A 19,973-nucleotide genomic window follows, 5' to 3' on the forward strand; every position below is an offset into this window, starting at 1 on the left:
GGTAGCGGCGATTCGGTATCGTGGTGATCGAGTGTGGCGCGGGAAATGGCGACGGGAGGCCACAGTGGAGTTCCGGCTGTTGGGGCCCCTGGAGATCATCGGCGACGACGGACGGCCCCTGGAGATTCCAGGACGGGTGCACCCACGGTTGCTTGCGGTGCTGCTACTGGACGCGGGACGGGTTTTGTCGCCGTCGACGTTGATCGAGGCCGTGTGGGATGGCGATGCCCCGGCTACCGCGATCAACCAGCTGCGCAATTCGGTGCCGGTGCTGCGCAAAGCGCTCGGCGAGCGTGTCGAACGCTCCGGACAGCAGTACCGGATCCGCGCCGACGACAGTGAACTGGACTTCCGCCGGTTCACCCGGTCCGTGGCCAAGGCGCGAACCCTGCGGTCCTCCGGCGACGATCGTGGCGCGCTGGGCGAGCTTCGGACGGGCCTGGAGTTGTGGCGCGGTGGGGTGCTGTCCGGGATGAGCGGACGCCACTTTCACGCCGCAGCGTCCGCATTGGAGGAACAACGGTTGACCGCGGTGGAAGACCGCATCGACCTGGAGCTTGCTCTCAACGAACATTCGGGCGTCGTCGCCGATCTGCGGCGGCTGGTGGTCGACCACCCGCACCGGCAGCGCATCGTGGGCCAGTTGATGCTGGCGTTGTATCGCGAGGGCCGCGCACCCGAGGCATTGGAGATCTACCAGGCGGTCAACCGCACACTCGCCGACGAACTTGGAATCGACGTCGGCAACGCGCTGCGGGACCTGCACACGGCCATTCTGCGAGACGACCAGTCCCTGATGTCGTACCTTCCCCGAGACGGTGCCGCCTCGTCACCCTCGCCCACCCCGGCCTCCCCGTCCCCGCGGGTACCGGCGCAGCTTCCCGCTCGTCCGATGGGGTTCGTTGGCCGGGCCGCGCAGCTTTCCGCGCTGAACGATCAGCTGACGGACATTGAGCAGCCGCGCTTTTGTCTCATCGCGGGCCCGGCCGGTGTGGGCAAGACTGCGCTGGCAGTGCATTGGGGACACCACGTGCGCGACCGGTTCCCAGATGGACAGTTGTATGTCAATCTCCAAGGATTCGATCCCCATGGCCCCGTCGATGTGACGCGCGCATTGGACGGGCTCGTTCGTGCTCTCCAGCCCGCGGACATGGCAGTGCCAACCGACATCGACGCGCTCACGGGACTGTATCGATCCCTGGTCGACGATCTTCGCGTGTTGATCGTGGTGGACAACGCGCGTGATGCCGCCCAGGTGCGCCGGTTGCTGCCGCCCGGTAGCACCTGTTTCACGATCATTACCAGCCGTAACAGGCTCGCCGGACTCACCGCCATCGACTCGGTGAGGCACATGCGGCTATCACCGCTGCCGCGCAGCGAAGCGGTGAACCTGCTCGCCGAATCGGCGGCCGGGCCACAGGTTCGGGTCAGCTCCGACGAATGGCACCAGCTCGCCGAGCTTTGCGGTGACCTCCCACTTGCCTTGCGTATCGCTTCGGCCCATCTGGACACCCACACGGGTTTGTCCGCATCGGATTACATTTCCGAGCTGGGAGAGTCCGATCGGCTTGACGCTTTGACCATCGACGGTGATCCCGATGCTTCTGTCTCCTCGGCGTTGGAGCAGTCGTTTCTCGCGCTGGACATCCGTTCTCAAACCGTGTTGTGCCTACTGGGACTTGTCCCGGGCAACGACTTTCCTCACGCGCTGGTTGGCGCGGTAGGTGGCATACCGCCAGCGGCAGCGCAAGGCGTCCTGCGTCAGCTCGAAACCGCTCACCTTGTCGAGCACCACAGTTTCGGGCGTTCGCGGTTTCACGACCTCACCAAGGAATACGCGCGCCAACGCGTCGCCCAAACGACCAGCCAAGCCGTTCAAGAAGCGGCGATCGGCCGGGCCATTGACTGGTATCACGACCGGCGCTTTGACCGACTCACCGACAATTACGACAACCTCGTCAGCGCGGTCCAGTCCTGGAACAGTCACCCGCACCTGTGGAAACTGCTGGATGCGTTGTGCGCGATGTCGTCCACCGGGCATGATATTTCCGTTATCACCCCCTTCCTCGACGCGGCGCTGCAGCGAGCCTTGGAACAGGATGACGTTCCCGCAGTCCAGGCCATATATCACTGCAAGGGGCAGGTGAAGGCAAACGCCGGCGATCACGCCAGCGATCTGGCATACAGCCGCAAAGCGCGGGACGCGGGCCCCGACCCCACCGGCTACTACGCTTACTGCTTGGCGGGAGCGCTGCACAACTCTGCGGATCCGGTCGCCGCCGAGCGATTCCTTACCGAGTCGATGAGGCACGCACAAGCCACGGGCAACACACACGTGCTCATGTCAAGCGGGCGACTTCTCGGGCACATCCACCATAATTCGGGGCGATACCCTCAAGCCGAGGCTGTGCTCACCGAGGCATTGACATACGGTCCATCGACACGACTATCCAGTCTCACACAGGCGATAGAAATAATCCTGGCACGTATCCATATCGATACCGGTCACGTCGACACCGCACGTCAGGTGTTGCAAGCCGTGCTCAATGAGCCACACATACTCGCGCCCAACAGCCATCGGATGGCTTTGATGGCACGATCGGAAATTCACGTCTTTGCCGACGATTTTGAACTTGCTTTGGACGATCTCGAGCGCGCGCTCGATCTGAGCCAAGCGCGGGCCGAACGGTTTGCGGAAATTGAGATAAGAATCGCCCTCGCCTTGTGCCGCAAAGGAGACTATGGTGCCGCGCTGGCTAAAACCGCCTCGGTAGCGCCGCCCACTCCTGTCACACACACCCGGGGGCTCTACCATCATGCCGTCGCAAATATTCACAATGGACTTGGCAACTTCCACGCTGCGAAGACCTCCGCGCTCCATGCCTTCAACGATTTTGCGGAGATCTCGCGACCACTTCCGCAGGCCCGATCATTGGTCACTTTGTCCGAGGCTCTATACGGGCTCGGCGACCACGACGCGGCCACGGCGGCCCGTCAACGGGCCATCACGACATTTTCCAGGCTCGGCATCCCCGTTACACGCGAGGTACGCATCCGGTGAAGAGGGTTCGAGTTGGACTCACTTGTGGATTCAGTGGTACAGCCGCACGGGAATCCGCCACACCAGATCGGCCGCGTCAGCATGGCGCGGGAACGCGCTCGCGAGGCGGTGCTGCCACGTGAGGCGTTTGACCCTGTTGCGGGACACGCAGATCCCACACCGCCTGAGGATTTGGTGAGCCGTGGGTGCCGCCGGAGTGGTGGCACAGAGACTCCTTCCACGGTCATCAGACCGTGATCAAAAGTCCGCGAGAAAGCGGGGGAAGCCGCCATACGGCACGGGCGACGGCTGGATGGTGACCAGCGGGTGTCTCGTGTGTGACTCATGAAAAATTCGTGTGGTGCGGCTGCATGGTGGAGTGAGTCGATCGCGATCGTTTGTGCCTGAGGAGGAACCGTGCCCGACAACGCCGACTTCGGGGTTGACCCGAATGACATGGAGCAGTACATCAAGTTGCTGCGCATGACCGCGCATCGAGATGCGGATGATCAGTTGAAGACGTTGCGGGACGAGACCTTCGACGGAGGGTTGGATGCCGAAAACGGTGGTCCCAAACCGACGGCGGGAATGCACGGCTACATCACCGAAGACTGGGCCGCCCATCATAAGGAGCTTCACTCCGCGATGGTCGAGACCCTGTTCGATGCGGGGACCGCACTGCAGCACTATCAGGACGCGCTGACCGCGATCCGGGAGGCTTACCTGTCGGTGGACGAGGACAACAGGTGCAAAATCGACAAGGTGTGGGCGAAAGGGCACGACGACAACGACAATGCCGAACGGGACAAGGACGACAAGCAGAGCAAGAACGCGTTCGATTACAAGTTCGCCGACTACGGCTCCGCCAACCTGGAGTTCGAAGTGGCAAGCCCGGCGTCGTTCTTCGATGGCCTGGACCCGACCGGAGGCGTCGGGATGGACATCGCGGCACCGAAGTCGTGGCTCTTGAATGTTCTCGGCATCGACATCGAGGACTTTGTGCGGCACTACATTGGCCCGTGGGGCGAGCTGGGACTGTGCGCGTCGGGGGCCAGACGGTTCCAGTTGGCGTCGCTGAACATTGGAGACAACGCCGGAACCGGCATGCACGATCTTGACGTCACCTGGGACGGGGTGGCCGCGGAACAGGCCCGCCTGCATATCGGCAATTTCACCAATTCCGTCAACGGTCAGGGCTACAGCGAGATCACCGAGCTGATCAACCAGTACAACCAGGGGATGTATCACATCGCGCAGTACGCGAGTGTGTCGTCGAAGGAGTGGTTTCTCGGAATCCAGATGACCGGCGCGGCTCTGAAGATATTGCCCGACCTCGCCCAGCTTGACAGCTCGTCTGTCAAAAGCTCGGTCAAGCCCCAACATCTGCCCGCCGAACAGGAGGTGGCCGAAGCCGTTCGCGACATATTGCTGACCATCGCCAAGGACGGCGCGAAAAGATACCTTGTCATGGCCGTCGCGGGATTGCTGTTCGATGCGGCGGGGGCGATTGGGTTCGGGAACGCGGCCGCCAGAAACGCCCACGATGTGTTCGACAACCAGGTCAAACCAGCCATCAAGACCGCGAAGAAGAAGGTAGACGGTGTCGAATTCCCCGCACTTCACTGGACCAGCTGACACCACTGACCCCGGAGACCACAATGAACACCCGCATGGACCGCAATCCATTCGCCGAACTCCACGCCCGCGCCAACGATTCACATTGCACTGTCACTGATAAAGCCCGTACCGTGTCATTGACGGTCGGCCAAATCGGGGAACTGATGGACATCCGCATCAATCCCGCCGCGTACCAGAAGCTCACCGCCGTGGAACTTGAGGACACCATCGTGCGCCTGTACAGTACGGCCACCGATCAGCTGCTAGACAAGCTGTCTGGGGAGTTTGAGAAGACCTACGGATTCGCCTGGACACTCAAAGACATACTTAACGGCAGTTTGACCAGCCGCACACTCGCCGACAAGATCACCGCCCACGTGACACCGTCCATGGACCCGACCAATCCACACCAATAACACGAAGCGAGCCTCGCGACACGAACCTTACCGACAGCGTGTTGCAGGAGCTGTTATCCACCCACAACTGAGACGGCAGACTTGAGCTGCCTCAACGGTTCTATATGTGTGGTTCTGGCCCAGTGTTATTGGTCTTGAAGGCGTTAAGTCGGGTTGCATACCATTATGTGGTACACAGTAGACCTGCCGTTGCACCGCGGCGATCACGGCGACGGCGCCAGGTTCGGGTCGGACTTTGACGGCGCGGGGTGGGCGGGTTTCGTGGCGACGCTGGCGTAGTGGTCACAGGGGGCCGCTGTTGACGGATGTTTGATTCCCGGGGTTCAGAGACTGGTCCACCAGCGCTTTGAATTGGGGTTTTGTATTTGGGTAAGCGACCCTAAGGACCACTCGTACTCTTTGGACCAGCGGCTTTTTGGCCCCTGCGCCGTCGGCTCAACGTGAGTAGGCTCACCTCACATGGACGGCGTCGCGTACATCATCGTCATGGGGGTGTCGGGTTCCGGCAAGACCACTGTGGGCAAACGGCTCGCCGAGCGGCTCGGATGGGAGTTCGCCGAAGGGGATGCCTTCCACCCCGACGCCAATGTCGCGAAGATGTCGGCCGGGACGCCGTTGACGGACGCCGACCGGTGGCCGTGGCTTCGCGCCATCGGCAAGTGGATCGACGCCCGCGCCCGCGCGCACGAATCGGCCGTCATCACCTGTTCGGCGCTGCGCCGGGTGTATCGGGATCTGTTGCGCGAGAACCGGCCCGGCGTGTGGTTTTGTCACCTTGACGCCGACTCCGCGCTGCTCGAGTCGCGGCTGGCGCGCCGGCGCGGGCACTACATGCCCTCGTCGTTGTTGCCGAGCCAGCTGGCGACCCTTGAACCCTTGCAGGACAACGAACCGGGCACCACGATCTCCGCGGCGCGGGCGGTGGAAGACATCGTCGACGCCGTTGTCACTTCGATGTAGAAGGGACCCTCCCGATGACCCCCGACACCCTCCCGATCTTCCTGGCCGACGACAAGCCACTGAGCGGCGCCCCAGGTGGGCAGTTGATCCTCGCCGCACTGCTCGGAATAGCCACCGTGGTTTTGCTCATCGTCTGGGCGAAGTTTCATCCGTTCATTGGGCTGATCCTGGGCACCGCCGTGCTCGGCGCGGTCGCCGCGATTCCGCCGGGCGACGTCGTGGCCAGCTTCGTCGAGGGGCTGGGCACGACCTTCGGCAGCGTGGGTCTGCTGATCGCGCTGGGTGCGATGCTCGGCAAACTGCTCGCCGATTCCGGTGGCGCGAATCAGATCGTCGACCGCATCATCCGCCGGGTGGGTCGCAAGACCCTGCCGTGGGCGATGGCGTTGATCGCGGCGATCATCGGGCTGCCGATGTTCTTCGAGATCGGCCTGGTGATATTGGCGCCGATCATCTTGCTGGTGGCGAAGCGCACCGGCGTTTCCCTGATGAAGGTCGGCATCCCGGCCCTGGCCGGTTTGTCCATTCTGCATGGTTTGGTGCCGCCGCACCCGGGACCGGAGACGGCGATCAACCTGCTGCATGCCCCGTTGAGCTACACGTTGGCGTTCGGGTTGATCATCGCGGTGCCCACCCTGGCGATCGCCGGACCGTTGCTGGCGCCGTTCATGGACCGGTTGGTGCCGGTGGTGGTCGGCGACGACGGCGAGGACAAGTCCACTTCGGATGACGGGGACGGCCTGACGCAGGAGCAGCGGGACGCGGGCGCCAAACACCGCCCGAGCTTCATCGGCGCCATCCTCAGCGTCACGCTTCCGGTGCTTCTCATGCTGGTCAGGGCGATCGGCGACCTCACGATGAGCGAGGGCGGCACCGGCCGCGGCGTCGTCGACTTCATCGGAGATCCGTCGGTCGCGCTGCTCGCCGGCGTTCTGGTCGCCATGGTCGCGGTGGGCTGGGCCTCGGGCATGCCGCGCGCTCAGATCCACCGGTCCCTGGGTTCGGGGCTCCCCGGGCCAGCGTCGATCATGCTCATCGTCGCCGCCGGCGGTGGCTTCAAGACCGTGCTGTCGGACTCCGGGATCGCCGGCATCATCGGCGACTACGCGACGAAGACCCACATCTCGGTACTGCTGCTGGGTTGGCTGGTCGCGGTGGCCATCAGGCTCGCCACCGGCTCGGCGACCGTCGCGACGGTGACCGCCGCCGGCATCGTCGCCCCGCTGGGGGCGACCCTCGATCAGCCGCACTTGGCGCTGCTGGTCCTGGCGATCGGCGCCGGTTCCCTGTTCTTCAGCCACGTCAACGATGCCGGGTTCTGGCTCGTCAAGGAGTACTTTGGACTCACCGTCGGTCAGACCATCAAGTCCTGGTCGGTGATGGAGACCGTGATCTCGGTGGTGGCCCTGGTGTGCGCGTTGATCATCGGTGCCGTCGTATAGCCGTGACGCGTCACACTGGATGAACAACAGTCAAGTTCTAGGAGCGTGTTGCCGAAGTGCCCGACGAATCGTTGCTGGCCATCGACTTTGGCACCTCCAACACCGTGGCGGTGCTGGCGCGCGGGGACGGCGCGCCCGAACCGTTGCTGGTCGACGGTTTTCCCGTCCTGCCGTCCACAGTGTTCAATACTCGGGACGGGCGGCTGCTGGTGGGACGTGACGCGCAGCGCGCCTCGGCGTCCGATCCGGCTCGCTGTGAGCCCAACCCGAAGCGCCGCATCGACGACACCTCGGTGCTGTTGGGCGACCGTGAGTTCGCGGTCCCGGAGCTGATCGGCGCGGTGCTGCGCCGGGTCTGGGACGAGGCCCGCCGGGTGAACGGCACCGGCGTGGACCGGCTGGTGTTGACCCACCCGGTCAACTGGGGCGAACGCCGCCTGGGCCTGCTGCGGGCCGCGGCCGACGCGGCCGGTGTGCCCGTCCGACCGACGTTGATACCCGAACCGGTGGCGGCGGCGCACCGTTTCGCCGCCGACAGCGTCGAACGCGTCGGCCCGGGACGGTTCGGGCTCGTCTACGACCTGGGCGCGGGCACCTGCGACATCACCCTGATCCGCCACCGCGGGACGGCCTTCGAGACGGGCCACACCGACGGCCTGCCCGATGTCGGAGGGCTGGACATCGACTACGCGCTCGTGGCGCTCCTGCGTCAGTGGTATCCGCGCGGCGACATCTGGCGACGTCTGGAGTCCCCGGACACGCCCGCCGACCGCCGACACCGGCGTCTACTGTGGGAGGACGTGCGCACCACAAAGGAGCTTCTCAGCCGGGAATCCAGCGCCTCCGTGTTCATCCCGTTGTTGGAGGTCGACACCCACCTCACGCGCACGGAGTTGGAGGACGTCGCCCGGCCGCTGATACGTCGCACGATCGACGTCGCGACCCGGGTCGCCGCGATGGCCGACGGCGGGGTGCAGGCGATCTATCTGACCGGCGGGGCCAGCCGGATGCCGTTGGTGGCCACCGAGATGCTGCGCGCGCTCGGCGTGCCCGCGATCGTCGCCGAACAGCCGGAGTTGGTCATCGCCTCCGGCGCGGTGAGGGCGGCCGTCGCCCCCACCCACCAGCCCGATGCCGCGGCGGTGCCGGTTCCGCCGATATTCGAGTACGACCCCACGGCCTACAACACCGACCCGGTTCCGGCGGACTTCGGCATCACCCCCGAGGAGATCCGCAACGTCCAGTTCTCCACGGTGAAACTTCGCGAGGGATACGACGAGGAAGAGGTGGACGCGTACCTCGACGAGGCCGAGGCGAGGGTCGCGCGCGGCGAGACCCCCGCCGTCCCCGGCCAGACGGTCGTGTTCAAGGTGACCCGGCTGCGCGAGGGTTACGCGATGAACGAAGTGGACGACTTCGTCGACCGGTTGATCGCGTTGTCCGACGCGGCGGACGCCAGGGGCTCGGCCTAGATGTCGAGGTGGGCGCTGTCGTTCAGGTAGTCGAGGAGGCGCGGCTGCGCGGGGTCGTCGAGGGCGGCGAGCAGCCGCTCCAGTGCCTCGAAGGTGTCGTCGCCGAGTTCGTTGCGCAGCCTTCGTTCGATGGCGCGGGCCGCCGTTTTTTGTGCGGCCAGGTAGGTGGTGGCGCGTGTGGTGGGCCGGACGATCTTCGCCCGGGCACTGACCGGGGAGTCGTCCACCGTGACGTAGCCGCGTTCGCGCAGACTCGCCACGATCTTGCCGGCGCCTTGCCGGGTGATGCCCAGCTGGCGTCCGATGTCGGAGATGGTCACGTCGTCGCCGCGGGAACAGATGCGCAGGACGCGGCCGTCGGGGAGGCTGCGGTCGGCGAAGCCGGCCTGTGTCAGCTCGCCGGTGAGGCGCCGCTGGTACCCGATCCAGGCGCGGCGCAGCGCGGGGCCGAGTGCCGTACGGGATCCGGCCCCGCCGCCGTCGCCTTCCGCCATGGCTCAGGCGGTCTCGTTCTTGTGGTCGGTCCCGCCGACGCGCTCGGCGGCGCGCACCACCTGGCGGGGCGAGGCGTCGACGGCGGTCGGGCCGCCGGGGACCGGCGCGAACCATATGTGCAGCATGGGCGGGGTGCGCCGCTGCCTGGAGTCGGCTGGGCACGAGGGTTTGGCCACCCCGACAACGCTCATGTCCTTATCGAAGCACAGGTTGGTGTGGACGTGCCATTGGGTAAGGCAGCCACCGGGCTGAGCGGGCGCGCCGTGGTCGCGCGGCGATGCGATGTACATGGCCGCGACCAGCACCGCGCCGCGTGAGGTATTGGCGTAGACCAGCGACTGGGGCCGGGACGGGTCGAGGGTCTGCTGCCGACCTTCGACCGTGGCCCGGTAGTTGGTCGCGTTGATGTAGTGGACGACCTTTGCCCCGCTCGGCGTCAACGACCGGTATCCGTCGGCCTTCGCGGTGGCGAGGTTCCGGTACTTCTTCGACCCCGCCCAGCTGTCGTTCACCAGCTTGACCGCGGCGCGCTGTTGGGCCGCGGTGGGTGCCTTCGTGCAGGGTTTGTCGCTGGCCATGGCCATCCCGTTCTCCATCCTCATGTCGGCGTCCGGCATCGTGACCGGCCCGGCGGGTGAGTGGGTGGGCAGACTGACCGCCGCCGCGGCGTCCATTTCGGAGTCTTCGGACATCTCGCCGCCGCCCATCAGTGACATGCTCAGCAGGACCACGGTGGCCGTGGCCGCGGAGATCGTGACGACTGCGGCCGTGCGTCGCCGCACGGGACGTCGGGCCGTCCCAAGCGCGAGCGCCACCGATCCGACCACGATGAGCGCCTCGCAGGCGGTCGTCACCGTGTCGGCGAGGCCGATCGGCTCGGTCTGGCCCGCGCCCGGTCCGACCAGGTCGCCGACCGTCCTGGTGACGACGTACACCGCGACGATCGCGGCGTTGATGACCGCGCCCGATACCAACAGGCCCTTGGAGGGGCGCGCCACCGCCGCCACCGACCATCCCAACTGGACAAAGCCGCCGACCAGCATGAAGGCCCCGTACGCCCAGTACTCGGCGAAGTGTTCGCCGGTCACGGAGAAGTGGACGACCGCGGCCAGCAGGCTGGCCATCGCGAGCATTCGCAGCGCCACGTCGCGCCACGTCGGGGGAGTGTCGAGTGGGTTTCTTGCATCCAGATTGTCAACCATGGTTACCAATGTATCGAGGTCTTCCGAGATTGACAACCGTGGTTTGCAGTTTCCGGGGTTCGTGGCGAGTCGGCGCCTCAACCGAAGCGTGCCGTCGACTCGCGGACGATGAGTTCCGGCTGGAAGACCGTCTGCTGGTGCCAGTGCTTGTCGTCCTGGCGGGAATCGGTGAGGAAGAGCTCGGCCGCCGCCTTGCCGAGCTGGTACTTGGGTTGGCGGATCGTGGTGAGCGGTGGGGAGAGCATGGCGGCGAAGTCGACGTCGTCATAGCCGACCAGCGAAACCTGGTCGGGGACGGCTATACCGCGTTGTTCGAATGCGCGCAGCGCGCCCAAGGCGACCAGGTCGTTGACGCAGATGACCGCCGTCGGGAGGTCGCCGTCGATCTCCTCGATCGCCGCCTCCCCGCCCCGCGCGTTCAGGGACGGCACCGTGATCTCGACCAGCACGGCCGCCGGGTCGAGGCCGGCCAGGATGACGGCCCGGTGCAGGCCCTTTCGCCGCTCCGCGCACTGACGCAACGAGGACGGTCCATTGAGGAAGGCGATGCGCCGGTGGCCGAGCGACAGCAGGTGTTGGCCCGCCAGTTCACCGCCCCGGACGTCGTCCACGGCAACGGCGCACAGCTTTCCGTCCGCCTCGGTCCGGTCGAGCAGGACCACGCCGAGACCCCGGTCGCGCAGCTCCATCAGCGGAGTCAGGTCGGCCATGGCGGGCGTGATCAGTATGCCGTGGACGCGGTGCTCCTCCAGGACGCGCAGGTAATGCCCCTCCTTGTCGACGGCGTCGTCCGAGCTGCACACGATGAGCAGCAGCCCCTCCGCGGCGAGGCGGTCCTCCGCGCCACGCAGGACCTCGGTGAAGAACGGATTGGCGATGTCGAGCACCACCACGCCCACCGCCGGGCTGGAACCCGCGCGCAGATTCACCGCCGGTGCGTTGCGGACGAAACCCAGGGAATCGATGGCCTCCCGCACGCGACGGCGGGTCTTCTCCGCGACGAGCTCCGGATGATTCAGCACATTGGACACGGTGCCGACGGAGGTCCCGGCGCGGGCCGCCACGTCCGCCATGCCGTATCGCTGGCGCTTGCCGGTCGCGGGGGTGGATTTGGGTGGCGGCGTATTCACCTTCTCGCGGTCTCCCTGGTCTCGAGGTGGTGGGGGTCGGTCCATTTTGAATCCAGCGTACCGGGCATTTAAAGGTTTCAATCGAACCGGGCGCCGCGAGCCCTAACATCGATGAGATTCGATATAGAAACGTTACCTCGGGCCAGTTGACACGGTGGGGGCGTTCCACGAGCCTGATTGAAAGGTTTCAATTTATGGCCGAGGTCACAGCAATCCCCGATCCCGCCCACCCCAAGGAGACAAGCATGGTGGATATCGTCGCTGACGACGAGCGAGTGACCCGTCAGCAATGGAAATGGACCATCCTCGCCGGAATGGCGTCCTATATCGACGCCGGCTCCATCGTGGCGCTCGGCTCCGGGATGACCCTCTTCAAGTCCGAGTTCGGGTTGAGCACCGGGCTCGTCGGCCTGCTGGCCGCCATCGGTCCGAACGCGCTCGGCGCCGGTCTCGGCGCTTTTGTCGGCGGGCGGCTCGGCGACAAGCTCGGCCGCAAACGCATCTACAAATGGGACCTGCTTGTCTACGCCTTCGGCGTCCTGCTGATCGTCTTCTCGGGCCACGCGGCGATGCTGATCATCGGCACCTTCGTCGTCGGTCTCGCCGTCGGCGCCGACGTGCCCACCTCGCTCGCCCTGGTCGGAGAGATCGCCCCGGCCAAGTCACGCGGAAAGCTGATCAGCCTCACGCAGGTCGCCTGGGGCCTCGGCCCGGCGGTGGTGCTGATCCTCGCCTTCGCGCTGGACCCGCTCAAGCTGACCGGCGTGCGGATCGTCTTCTTCCATCTGTTCGTCGTGGCCGTGGTCACCTGGGCACTGCGCCAGGGCCTGGCCGAATCGGCCGTCTGGAAAGCGGCGTCCGAGAAGACGGCCACCTCGGTGCGGCGGCTCGGCAGCCTGTTTCGCGGCAACAACCTCAAGGCCCTCGCCTACACCGGGTTGTTCTACATCTTCTGGGCGCTGGCGGCTGGAACGGCCGGAATCTTCACCCCCTTCATCGTGGAGTCGCTGCACGCCGGCAGCCGGGCCACCGCGCTCGCCATATCGATGGCCGGGTTCATCATCGGCCTGCCCACCGTCCTGTTCATCGTCATGCGCAAGATCGACACCAGCCACCGGGCCCGCAAGACGATGATGGCGACGGGAATCATCCTCCAGGTCGTGGCGTACGGGATGTTCCTCGTCCTGCCCTTCACGATCGTGACGGCATCGGTGAACGTCCTGCTGTTCAACATCGGAACCGCGATCGCCGGCGAACCCTTCTACAAGACCTTCAGCCAGGAGCTCTTCCCGACCTTGCTGCGCGGTACGGCGCAGGGCTTCACGTTCGGGGCCGCCCGGCTGCTGCTGGGCGCGTGGAGCTTCTTCGTGCCGGTGCTCGCCACGGCGGGGATCAAACCGGTGGCCGGGCTGCTCGCCCTGTTCCTCGCGATCGCCGGGGCCGTCGGCTACTTCGCCATGCCCGACACCGTCGGCCGACCGCTGACGGAGATCGAGGCCGAGCGCTCGGAGGTCGCCACGCAATGAGCGACTATTACGGGCCCGTGCCGTTGTGGTGGTGGAGCGGTGCGCCGCTTGACATCGAGCGGCTGACGTGGCAGCTGGATCGCCTCATGGACGGCGGCGTACGGCAGGCGGTCGTCATCTCGCTGGCGCCCACCGGTCCACTGTGGGGCTGTCCGGGCGACGAACCCGAGTTCATGTCGGACGCCTGGTGGGAGATCTTCACCGCGGTGTGCGCACACGCCGAACGGCGCGGGTTCGGACTGTGGTTCTACGACCAGCTCGGATTCTCCGGCGCCAACATCCAGGGGCGCGTCGTGGCCGCCCATCCGCGGGCCCGAGGGAAACGCCTGACGCCAGACGGGGTGGTCCCGTCCGGATTCGACTATCTGAATCCGGTGGCGTGCGCGCTGCTCTTCGACGCCGTCCACGGCGAGCTGGAACGCCGCGCGGGTCAATACTTCGGCACCGTCCTCAAGGGAACGTTTCAGGACGAGCTGCCCTCGATGCCGAGCTGGACGGACGGCTTCTCCGAGGCGTTCGCGTCGAGGCGCGGCTACCGGCTGGAGCCGCACATCGGGGCACTGTGGAGCGCGACCGGCGCGGACACCGGCGCGGTGCGCCGCGACTACCAGCTGACCCGGGCCGAGCTCGCCGAGGAGGCGTTCTTCAAGCCGATGCACGACTGGCACGCCGAACGCGGGCTGCTGGTCGGTTGCGATCAGCAGGAACCGGCCCGCGGCGGGCACACCGCCGCGGGCGTCCGCTACTACGCCGACTACGCCCGCACGCACCGCTGGTTCTCCGCGCCGGGCAGCGACCACTGGGGGGACGGCAAACGGCACAGCTCGCTGGCCCACACCCACGGGCATCCGCGAACGTGGATCGAGGCGTTCCATTCCACCGGCTGGGGCGGCACGCTCGAGGAGACCCTGGACTGGCTGATCCCCTGGCTGCGTGCAGGGGCCAACCTGTACAACCCGCACGCCGTCTACTACTCCACCGAACAGGGCCGGTTCGACTGGGCCCCGCCGTCGACCTGCTGGCGGCAACCGTACTGGCCGCACTATCCGATCTTCGCCGCGACGGTGGCGACGTTGTGCCGGGCGGTGGCCGAGGGCACCCATGTCTGCGACGTCGCCCTGCTCGACCCGGTGGCCACGGTCCAGCACGACCTGCCGCCGTTCGCCGACGAGCAGCAGTTCTTCACCGACCGGGGCGACTGGCCCGCGGCGCACCGCACCTATCAGGACCTGGCCGGGTGGATGGCCTGGCACGACTTCCGGCCCGGGCTGCTGGATCGGCTCGGCATCGACTTCGACGTCCTCGACGAGGCGTCGATCCAGCGGGCGGGCGCGACGATGACGCTGAACGGCGAGCGATATCGCGTCGTCGTCCTGCCCGCCTCCCGCGTTCTCGAGCCGGAGACGGCGCGAGTGCTCAGGGAGTTCGCCGAGTCCGGCGGCACGCTGATCGCGGTCGGGGAGCTGCCGGAACGGGCCGCGGGCCTCACCGACGACGACGCCGAGGTGACCCGGCTGCGCCGCCTGTTCACCGACGGCACGGCCACCGCCTGCGCGAATCTCGCCGAGGCACACAGCGCGCTGGCGGGTCTGCCCCGGCGGGTGAGCGCGGACGTGCCGACACTGCTGCGCGAGACCGCGGACGGCAGCCACCTCATGCTCGTCCCGGCGGTCTATCCCATGGCGTCCAAGACATCCCTCACCGGCGACAGCTTCCTCAGCGGCGAATACACCTTCGAACCCGCCGGGGTCCGGGAGAAGACGGTCACGATCGCCGGGGACTTCGCCTCCGCCGAGGCGGTCGGCCTCGCCGGAGGCCCCTCCCTGCCGCTGCGGGTACGGCGGGACGGGGATCGGCTTCACGTCACCGTCGTCTTCGACGAGGCACCCGTCGCGCTGGTCAGGCTGAGCGCCCACGACCCCGGCGGCGTGCCCGCGCCGGTCCCCTCGCGCCGCATCGCGCTCGACGGCGAGTGGACGGCGCGGCCGATGTCGACCCTGGACCACCGGCACGGCGACTTCCCCGGCCCGAACGCGCCGCAGATCTGGCGGATGGGGGGCGCCCGCGCCACCTTCGGCGAGTGGGCGAGGCTGCGCCGTCCCGGAGGCGGGTGGGAACCGGTCACCTACTCGCGGGACTGGGGCTCCGGCGACAAGCCGCAGGGCTTCCCCCGGATCCACGACAACAGGGGTTACGTGGCCGAGGAGTTCGTCGCCATCGGACCGATGCGGGCCGGTGAGACCGCCGAGCTGAGCGCGGAGCTGGAGATCGACGCGGCGGGCGAGCACGTGCTGGTCGTCGGCGCCCCCACCGCCAAACAGCTGTGTCTGGATGGGACGGTGCTGCCCGCCGGCGGCGGTTATCACGCCGAATGCCCCGTAACGCTGGAGGCCGGACGCCACCGCCTCGACGTCACCTTCACCGCGCTCACCGACGAGGTCGCGGGCGCTTCCTACGCCCTCGTGCCCCGAGGCGACTGGCGGCCCCGGGCGCAATGGCTCGGCCCCGCGACCGCAAGCCCGGTCGGCGCCGCGTTCCACAGCGACACTTCGGGGACCGCCCGGGTGTTGCTGGCGACGGTGGGGGACGTCGTCATGCGCTTGGACGGGGCCGAACTGGCGCGGCACGGCGAGTTCGACAACTACACCTGGCGACGCATGCCCCGAGTGGCGACCTATGAAAGCGCCGTCGGCGCCGGTGACCACCGCCTGACCGTGGAGTTCGGTGACGCCGACGCGCTGGCGCTGGTGGAGATCGGACTGCCGGGGGACCAGTGGGTGGTCAGCGGGGAAACCGGGTGGGACGCGGCCGTGGTGGACCACCGCATGCGGTTCGATCCGCGGGTCCTCACCGCGCGGCCGCGGCCGCCGGACGCCACGGCGCCGGTGGCACCCGGCGGCCTGGAAGAGGAGCGGTTGAGGCTGCCGCTGCCGCCGGGCACCGTCGAGGTGAGCGTGCCCGCCCGCGCCGCGTTCACCGCGTCGTTTCGCGGGGCGCGGCTGGCGGCGTCCGACCCGATCCGGTTGCCGCGGCCCGCCGCGGGAGGGGAGGTCGTCGAGCTGTCGTTCGCCCGCGATGACCGGTGGCCGGGTGGCGCGCAGCTGAGCGGCCCGGTCACCGTCCGCACCGAGACCGGCCCGGTTTCGTTGGGCGCCTGGGACACGGTGGGGCTGGGCGACTTCTCCGGCGCCGTCGCCTATGAGACCGATGTGGACGTTTCGGGCCCGTCGACCGCCCGCCTGCACCTGGGCGAGGTGCGCGGCACCGCCGAGGTGCACGTCAACGGCGAACCCGCCGGGACACGGCTGTGGAGCCCCTACGCCTTCGACGTGCGGCTGTCGTCGGGGACCAACCGGCTCACGATCGTCGTCCGCAACACCCTCGCCCCCTATCTGGCCGCGGTCAACCCGCACGCGGGAGTCCTGCCCGGCCAGGAACGCTCCGGCCTGTTCGGCCCCGTATCCCTGGAGATCTTCGATGACTGAGTCCGCCGTCCCCGCCGTGGAACGCGTCGCCGCGCGGCCCGTCAAGATCGGTCTGGTTTCCGGCGGTCTCGGCGCCTACTGGCCGCAGTTTCCCGACCTGCTCCCCGCGCTGAAGCGGTCGGCCGACCGGGTGGCCGTCACGATGCGGGGCATGGGTGCCGACGTCACCGATGTCGGCTTCATCTCCGACGAGAGGCAGGCCGCCGACGCCGCCGAACGGCTGCGCCTGGTCGGCTGCGATCTCGTGGTGGTCTTCCTGACCACGTACATGACGGCGTCGATGGTGGTGCCGATCGCGCAGCGGGCCGACGCCCCCATACTCTGCCTCAACCTTCAGCCGACCGAGGCGATGGATCACGCGACAGTGGACACCGGCGGCTGGCTTGCCTACTGTGGAGCATGCCCGCTTCCCGAGGTGGCCAACGCCCTCGAGCGCTGCGGCATCGGCTTTCGGTCCGTCTCGGGGCATCTGGAGGACCCGAGGGCGTGGGACAGGATCGCCCGCTGGATCGCCGCGGCGGGGGTGCGCGGCGGGCTGCGCACGGCACGACACGGGCTCATGGGCCACCTGTACCCCGGCATGCTGGACGTCTCCACCGACCTGACGATGGTCACCGCGTCCTTCGGCGGCCACGTTGAGGTGCTGGAATTCGACGACCTGCGGGTGCGGGTGGACGCGGTGGATTCGTCCGAAGTGGAGGAAAAGATCGAGCGGGCGCGGGCGGTCTTCGAGATCGCCGACTCGGTGGTGGGGGAGGACTTCGCGTGGGGCGCACGGGTCGCTTGTGGACTGGACCGCCTGGTCGAGGACTTCGGCCTGGACAGCCTCGCCTACTACCACCGCGGCCTGGAGGGCGAACAGCACGAGCGCCTCGCCGCCGGGATGATCCTCGGCGCCTCCCTGCTGACCGCCCGCGGCATCCCCGCCGCCGGGGAGTACGAGCTGCGCACCTCGCTGGCGATGCTGATCGCCGACCGCCTGGGCGCGGGCGGATCGTTCACCGAGCTGCAGGCACTGAACTTCCGCGACGGCGTCGTGGAGATGGGCCACGACGGGCCCGCGCACCTGGCGATCAGCAACGGCCGCCCCCTGTTGCGCGGGCTCGGGGTGTACCACGGCAAGCGCGGCTGGGGCGTGTCGGTGGAGCTGGACGTGGCGTACGGGCCGGTCACGCTGCTCGGCGTCGGCCAGAGCCGCGGCGGCTCCTACCGGCTGGTGGCCGCCGAGGGGACGGTGGTGGACGGGCCGCTGATGCGCATCGGCAACACCACCTCCCGCGTCGACTTCGGCCGCGATCCCGGCGAGTGGACCGACGACTGGAGCGCCAGCGGCGTCGGCCATCACTGGGCGCTGGCGGTGGGGCATCGGATGGCCGAGCTGCGCTGCACCGCCGAGCTGCAGGGCCTCGACCTGGTGGAGATCCATTAGGCTAAACGCGATGTGAACCCGGGGAGGGGTGTCGTACCTGATGTGCTGCCAGGACGAAGAAGTGCTCGGCTTGGCCCCCGAGGTGATCGAGGCGCTGGCCCACTATCGCCGACTGCTCGGCGATCGCGGCTGGGACTGGGGCGGGGAGGAACCGCCCGAATTCTTCCGCTGGGCGCGGTTTTCGTTGCTGGGGCCGGTCTTCGAAGCCGTCGCCCAGAGCGGGGACTGGGGTGGGGCGGTGCGGTCGGTCATCGGCGACGAGATCCCCGCCGGTGTGGTGGTGGTCCATGTCGACGCCGACCGTCGGCTGTCGGTGCGCACCGGGCCGGCCCGGCCGGCGATCGCGGGCAAGGCGGTCAAGATCGACGTCGTCGTCGACTCCGACGCCGTCGAGGCCGTGGAGCTGACGGTCGCGGGCCGCTCGGTGCCGGTGCCGGCCGCGGGCACCGCCATCGAACCGATCGATGTGGACGGTGCGACTCCGGTGTTCACCGTCGAACTGGACGGTCGCGCCGTGCCGGTCGACGGCGCGCTGAGTGCCCGCGCGGCAAGCGAACTGCGGCTGGTGTCGTCGGCGCCGGCCCGCTGGTCGGTCACCGACGCGACCGGCGGCGCCTGGTTCCCCGACGGGGTGCCGCGGAAATGGGACGTGCACCATCGGCCGTTCTTTCACGGACGCGAGGTGGCGCTGGCGGTTCCGTCCGAGCCGTTGACCGTGGTGTGCGCCCGGGGTCTGGAGTACGAGCGCGTCGAGACCGAGGTTCGCCCCGCGGCCGCCGAAACCCTGCCGGTGACGATGAACCCGGCCCACCTCTTCGACCCTACTGTGGAGGGTTGGTACGGCGGCGTTCTGCACATCCACCTCAACTACAGCGGCGACCTGGTCTGCGCGCCGGCCGACGCGGCGCGCATGCAGGACGGCGAGGCACTCCACCTGGCCAACCTGGTCGCCGCCAACGGCAGCACCTCGCGCGTGTACGAACGCGAGCTGCTCGAGCACCATGCCGACACCGACCTGCCCGGGTTCGGCCCCGGCGCCATCGCGCGGGTCGGCGTGGAATACCGCAACGACCTGCTCGGCCACGTCCACGGCTTCGGGCTGACCCGCCCGCCCCGCCGCTTCTACTCCGGACACGAACGCTCGGACAACCCGAACGACTGGCCACCCAACGCCGCCGCCTGCGAGGAGCTGCGCGGCCTCGGGGCGACCGTCGGCTACGCGCACCCGTCGTTCACCGACTTCCCCGACTGGTCGTACGACAGGTTCTTCGAGAACCCGCGGACCGCCGAGGCGCGCGAGCTCGTCGCCGACGCGGCCCTGGGCGTCGTCGACTCGATCGACCTGATCTCGCCGTACAACGACGACGGCGCGGTGTTCCTGTACCACCGGTTGCTGTCGTGCGGCCTGAGGCTTGCCGCGACCGCGGGAACCGACGTGTTCCTGTCGTTCTCCCACGGCCCCGGGGTGGCGTCGAACCCGCCCGGCTGGGGCAGGGTGTACGCGCGGCTCGGCGAAGAACCGTTGTCCGCCAACGCTTTTCGATCCGCAATCCGCGCGGGGCGGACGGTCGTCACCAATGGACCGTGGCTCACGCTCGAGGTGAACGGGCACGGCCCCGGATCCGTCCTGGACCTCGGCGAGAACGACGGGTGGGAGGCCCGCGCGCGGGTGCGGGGCCCCGGCGTCGAGGAGCTCGCGCTCGTCGGCCCCGACGGTGTGCTCGCGCGCGGCGGCGGTGACGAGATCGGCTATGCCACC

General features: G+C 67.8%; 13 protein-coding genes. 10 read left to right on the plus strand and 3 right to left on the minus strand.

Going from position 1 to position 19,973, the window contains the following annotated elements; translation table 11 throughout:
• The first annotated feature begins 64 nt into the window (after positions 1-64).
• The 6 genes from VE172_RS17880 (at position 65) to VE172_RS17905 (ending at position 8,947) form a co-directional block, all read left to right on the plus strand.
• Positions 65-3,061 (plus strand): AfsR/SARP family transcriptional regulator, encoded by a 2,997-nt coding sequence (locus VE172_RS17880; RefSeq protein ID WP_324803314.1) that lies wholly within the window; start codon positions 65-67, stop codon positions 3,059-3,061.
• Positions 3,062-3,457: 396 nt separating this feature from the next.
• Complete coding sequence (locus tag VE172_RS17885; RefSeq protein ID WP_324803315.1) at positions 3,458-4,675, plus strand: hypothetical protein; 1,218 nt, start codon at positions 3,458-3,460, stop codon at positions 4,673-4,675.
• Between the two features lie 23 nt (positions 4,676-4,698).
• On the plus strand, positions 4,699-5,073 hold the full coding sequence (locus tag VE172_RS17890; RefSeq protein WP_324803317.1) for a YbaB/EbfC family nucleoid-associated protein: 375 nt from the start codon (positions 4,699-4,701) through the stop codon (positions 5,071-5,073).
• Between the two features lie 459 nt (positions 5,074-5,532).
• Positions 5,533-6,033, plus strand: coding sequence for a gluconokinase (locus VE172_RS17895; RefSeq protein WP_324803319.1), 501 nt, complete (start codon positions 5,533-5,535; stop codon positions 6,031-6,033).
• A 14-nt stretch (positions 6,034-6,047) separates the two neighbouring features.
• Positions 6,048-7,475: a GntP family permease gene (locus VE172_RS17900; protein ID WP_324803320.1), complete on the plus strand. Its 1,428-nt coding sequence runs from the start codon at positions 6,048-6,050 to the stop codon at positions 7,473-7,475.
• Between the two features lie 56 nt (positions 7,476-7,531).
• Positions 7,532-8,947: an Hsp70 family protein gene (locus tag VE172_RS17905; RefSeq protein ID WP_324803321.1), complete on the plus strand. Its 1,416-nt coding sequence runs from the start codon at positions 7,532-7,534 to the stop codon at positions 8,945-8,947.
• On the opposite strand, the gene VE172_RS17910 is transcribed toward VE172_RS17905, so the two are convergent.
• The 3 genes from VE172_RS17910 to VE172_RS17920 all read right to left on the minus strand — a co-directional run bounded on the left by VE172_RS17910 (position 8,944) and on the right by VE172_RS17920 (position 11,774).
• Entirely contained in the window at positions 8,944-9,441 is a 498-nt protein-coding gene (locus VE172_RS17910; protein WP_324803322.1) for a MarR family winged helix-turn-helix transcriptional regulator, read from the minus strand. The genes VE172_RS17905 and VE172_RS17910 overlap by 4 nt on opposite strands.
• A 3-nt stretch (positions 9,442-9,444) precedes the next feature.
• Positions 9,445-10,644, minus strand: a complete 1,200-nt coding sequence (locus VE172_RS17915; RefSeq protein WP_324803323.1) for a hypothetical protein — start codon at positions 10,642-10,644, stop codon at positions 9,445-9,447.
• A 77-nt stretch (positions 10,645-10,721) separates the two neighbouring features.
• Positions 10,722-11,774, minus strand: coding sequence for a LacI family DNA-binding transcriptional regulator (locus VE172_RS17920; RefSeq protein WP_324803324.1), 1,053 nt, complete (start codon positions 11,772-11,774; stop codon positions 10,722-10,724).
• Between the two features lie 245 nt (positions 11,775-12,019).
• Here VE172_RS17920 and VE172_RS17925 point away from each other — a divergent pair, with 245 nt between their 5' ends.
• The 4 genes from VE172_RS17925 to VE172_RS17940 all read left to right on the plus strand — a co-directional run.
• A complete protein-coding gene (locus tag VE172_RS17925) occupies positions 12,020-13,300 on the plus strand; it encodes an MFS transporter (protein WP_324803325.1) in 1,281 nt (426 codons plus the stop codon).
• Positions 13,297-16,785, plus strand: coding sequence for a glycosyl hydrolase family 2 protein (locus tag VE172_RS17930; protein WP_324803326.1), 3,489 nt, complete (start codon positions 13,297-13,299; stop codon positions 16,783-16,785). The genes VE172_RS17925 and VE172_RS17930 overlap by 4 nt, the downstream gene beginning before the upstream one ends.
• Entirely contained in the window at positions 16,778-18,214 is a 1,437-nt protein-coding gene (locus VE172_RS17935) for an L-fucose/L-arabinose isomerase family protein (protein WP_324803327.1), read from the plus strand. The genes VE172_RS17930 and VE172_RS17935 overlap by 8 nt, the downstream gene beginning before the upstream one ends.
• A 61-nt stretch (positions 18,215-18,275) precedes the next feature.
• Positions 18,276-19,973 (plus strand): CehA/McbA family metallohydrolase (locus VE172_RS17940; protein ID WP_324803328.1); only part of this gene is annotated, 1,698 nt, incomplete at its 3' end.

This window comes from Stackebrandtia sp. (genome assembly GCF_035643755.1).
Taxonomy (GTDB): Bacteria; Actinomycetota; Actinomycetes; order Mycobacteriales; family Micromonosporaceae; genus Stackebrandtia.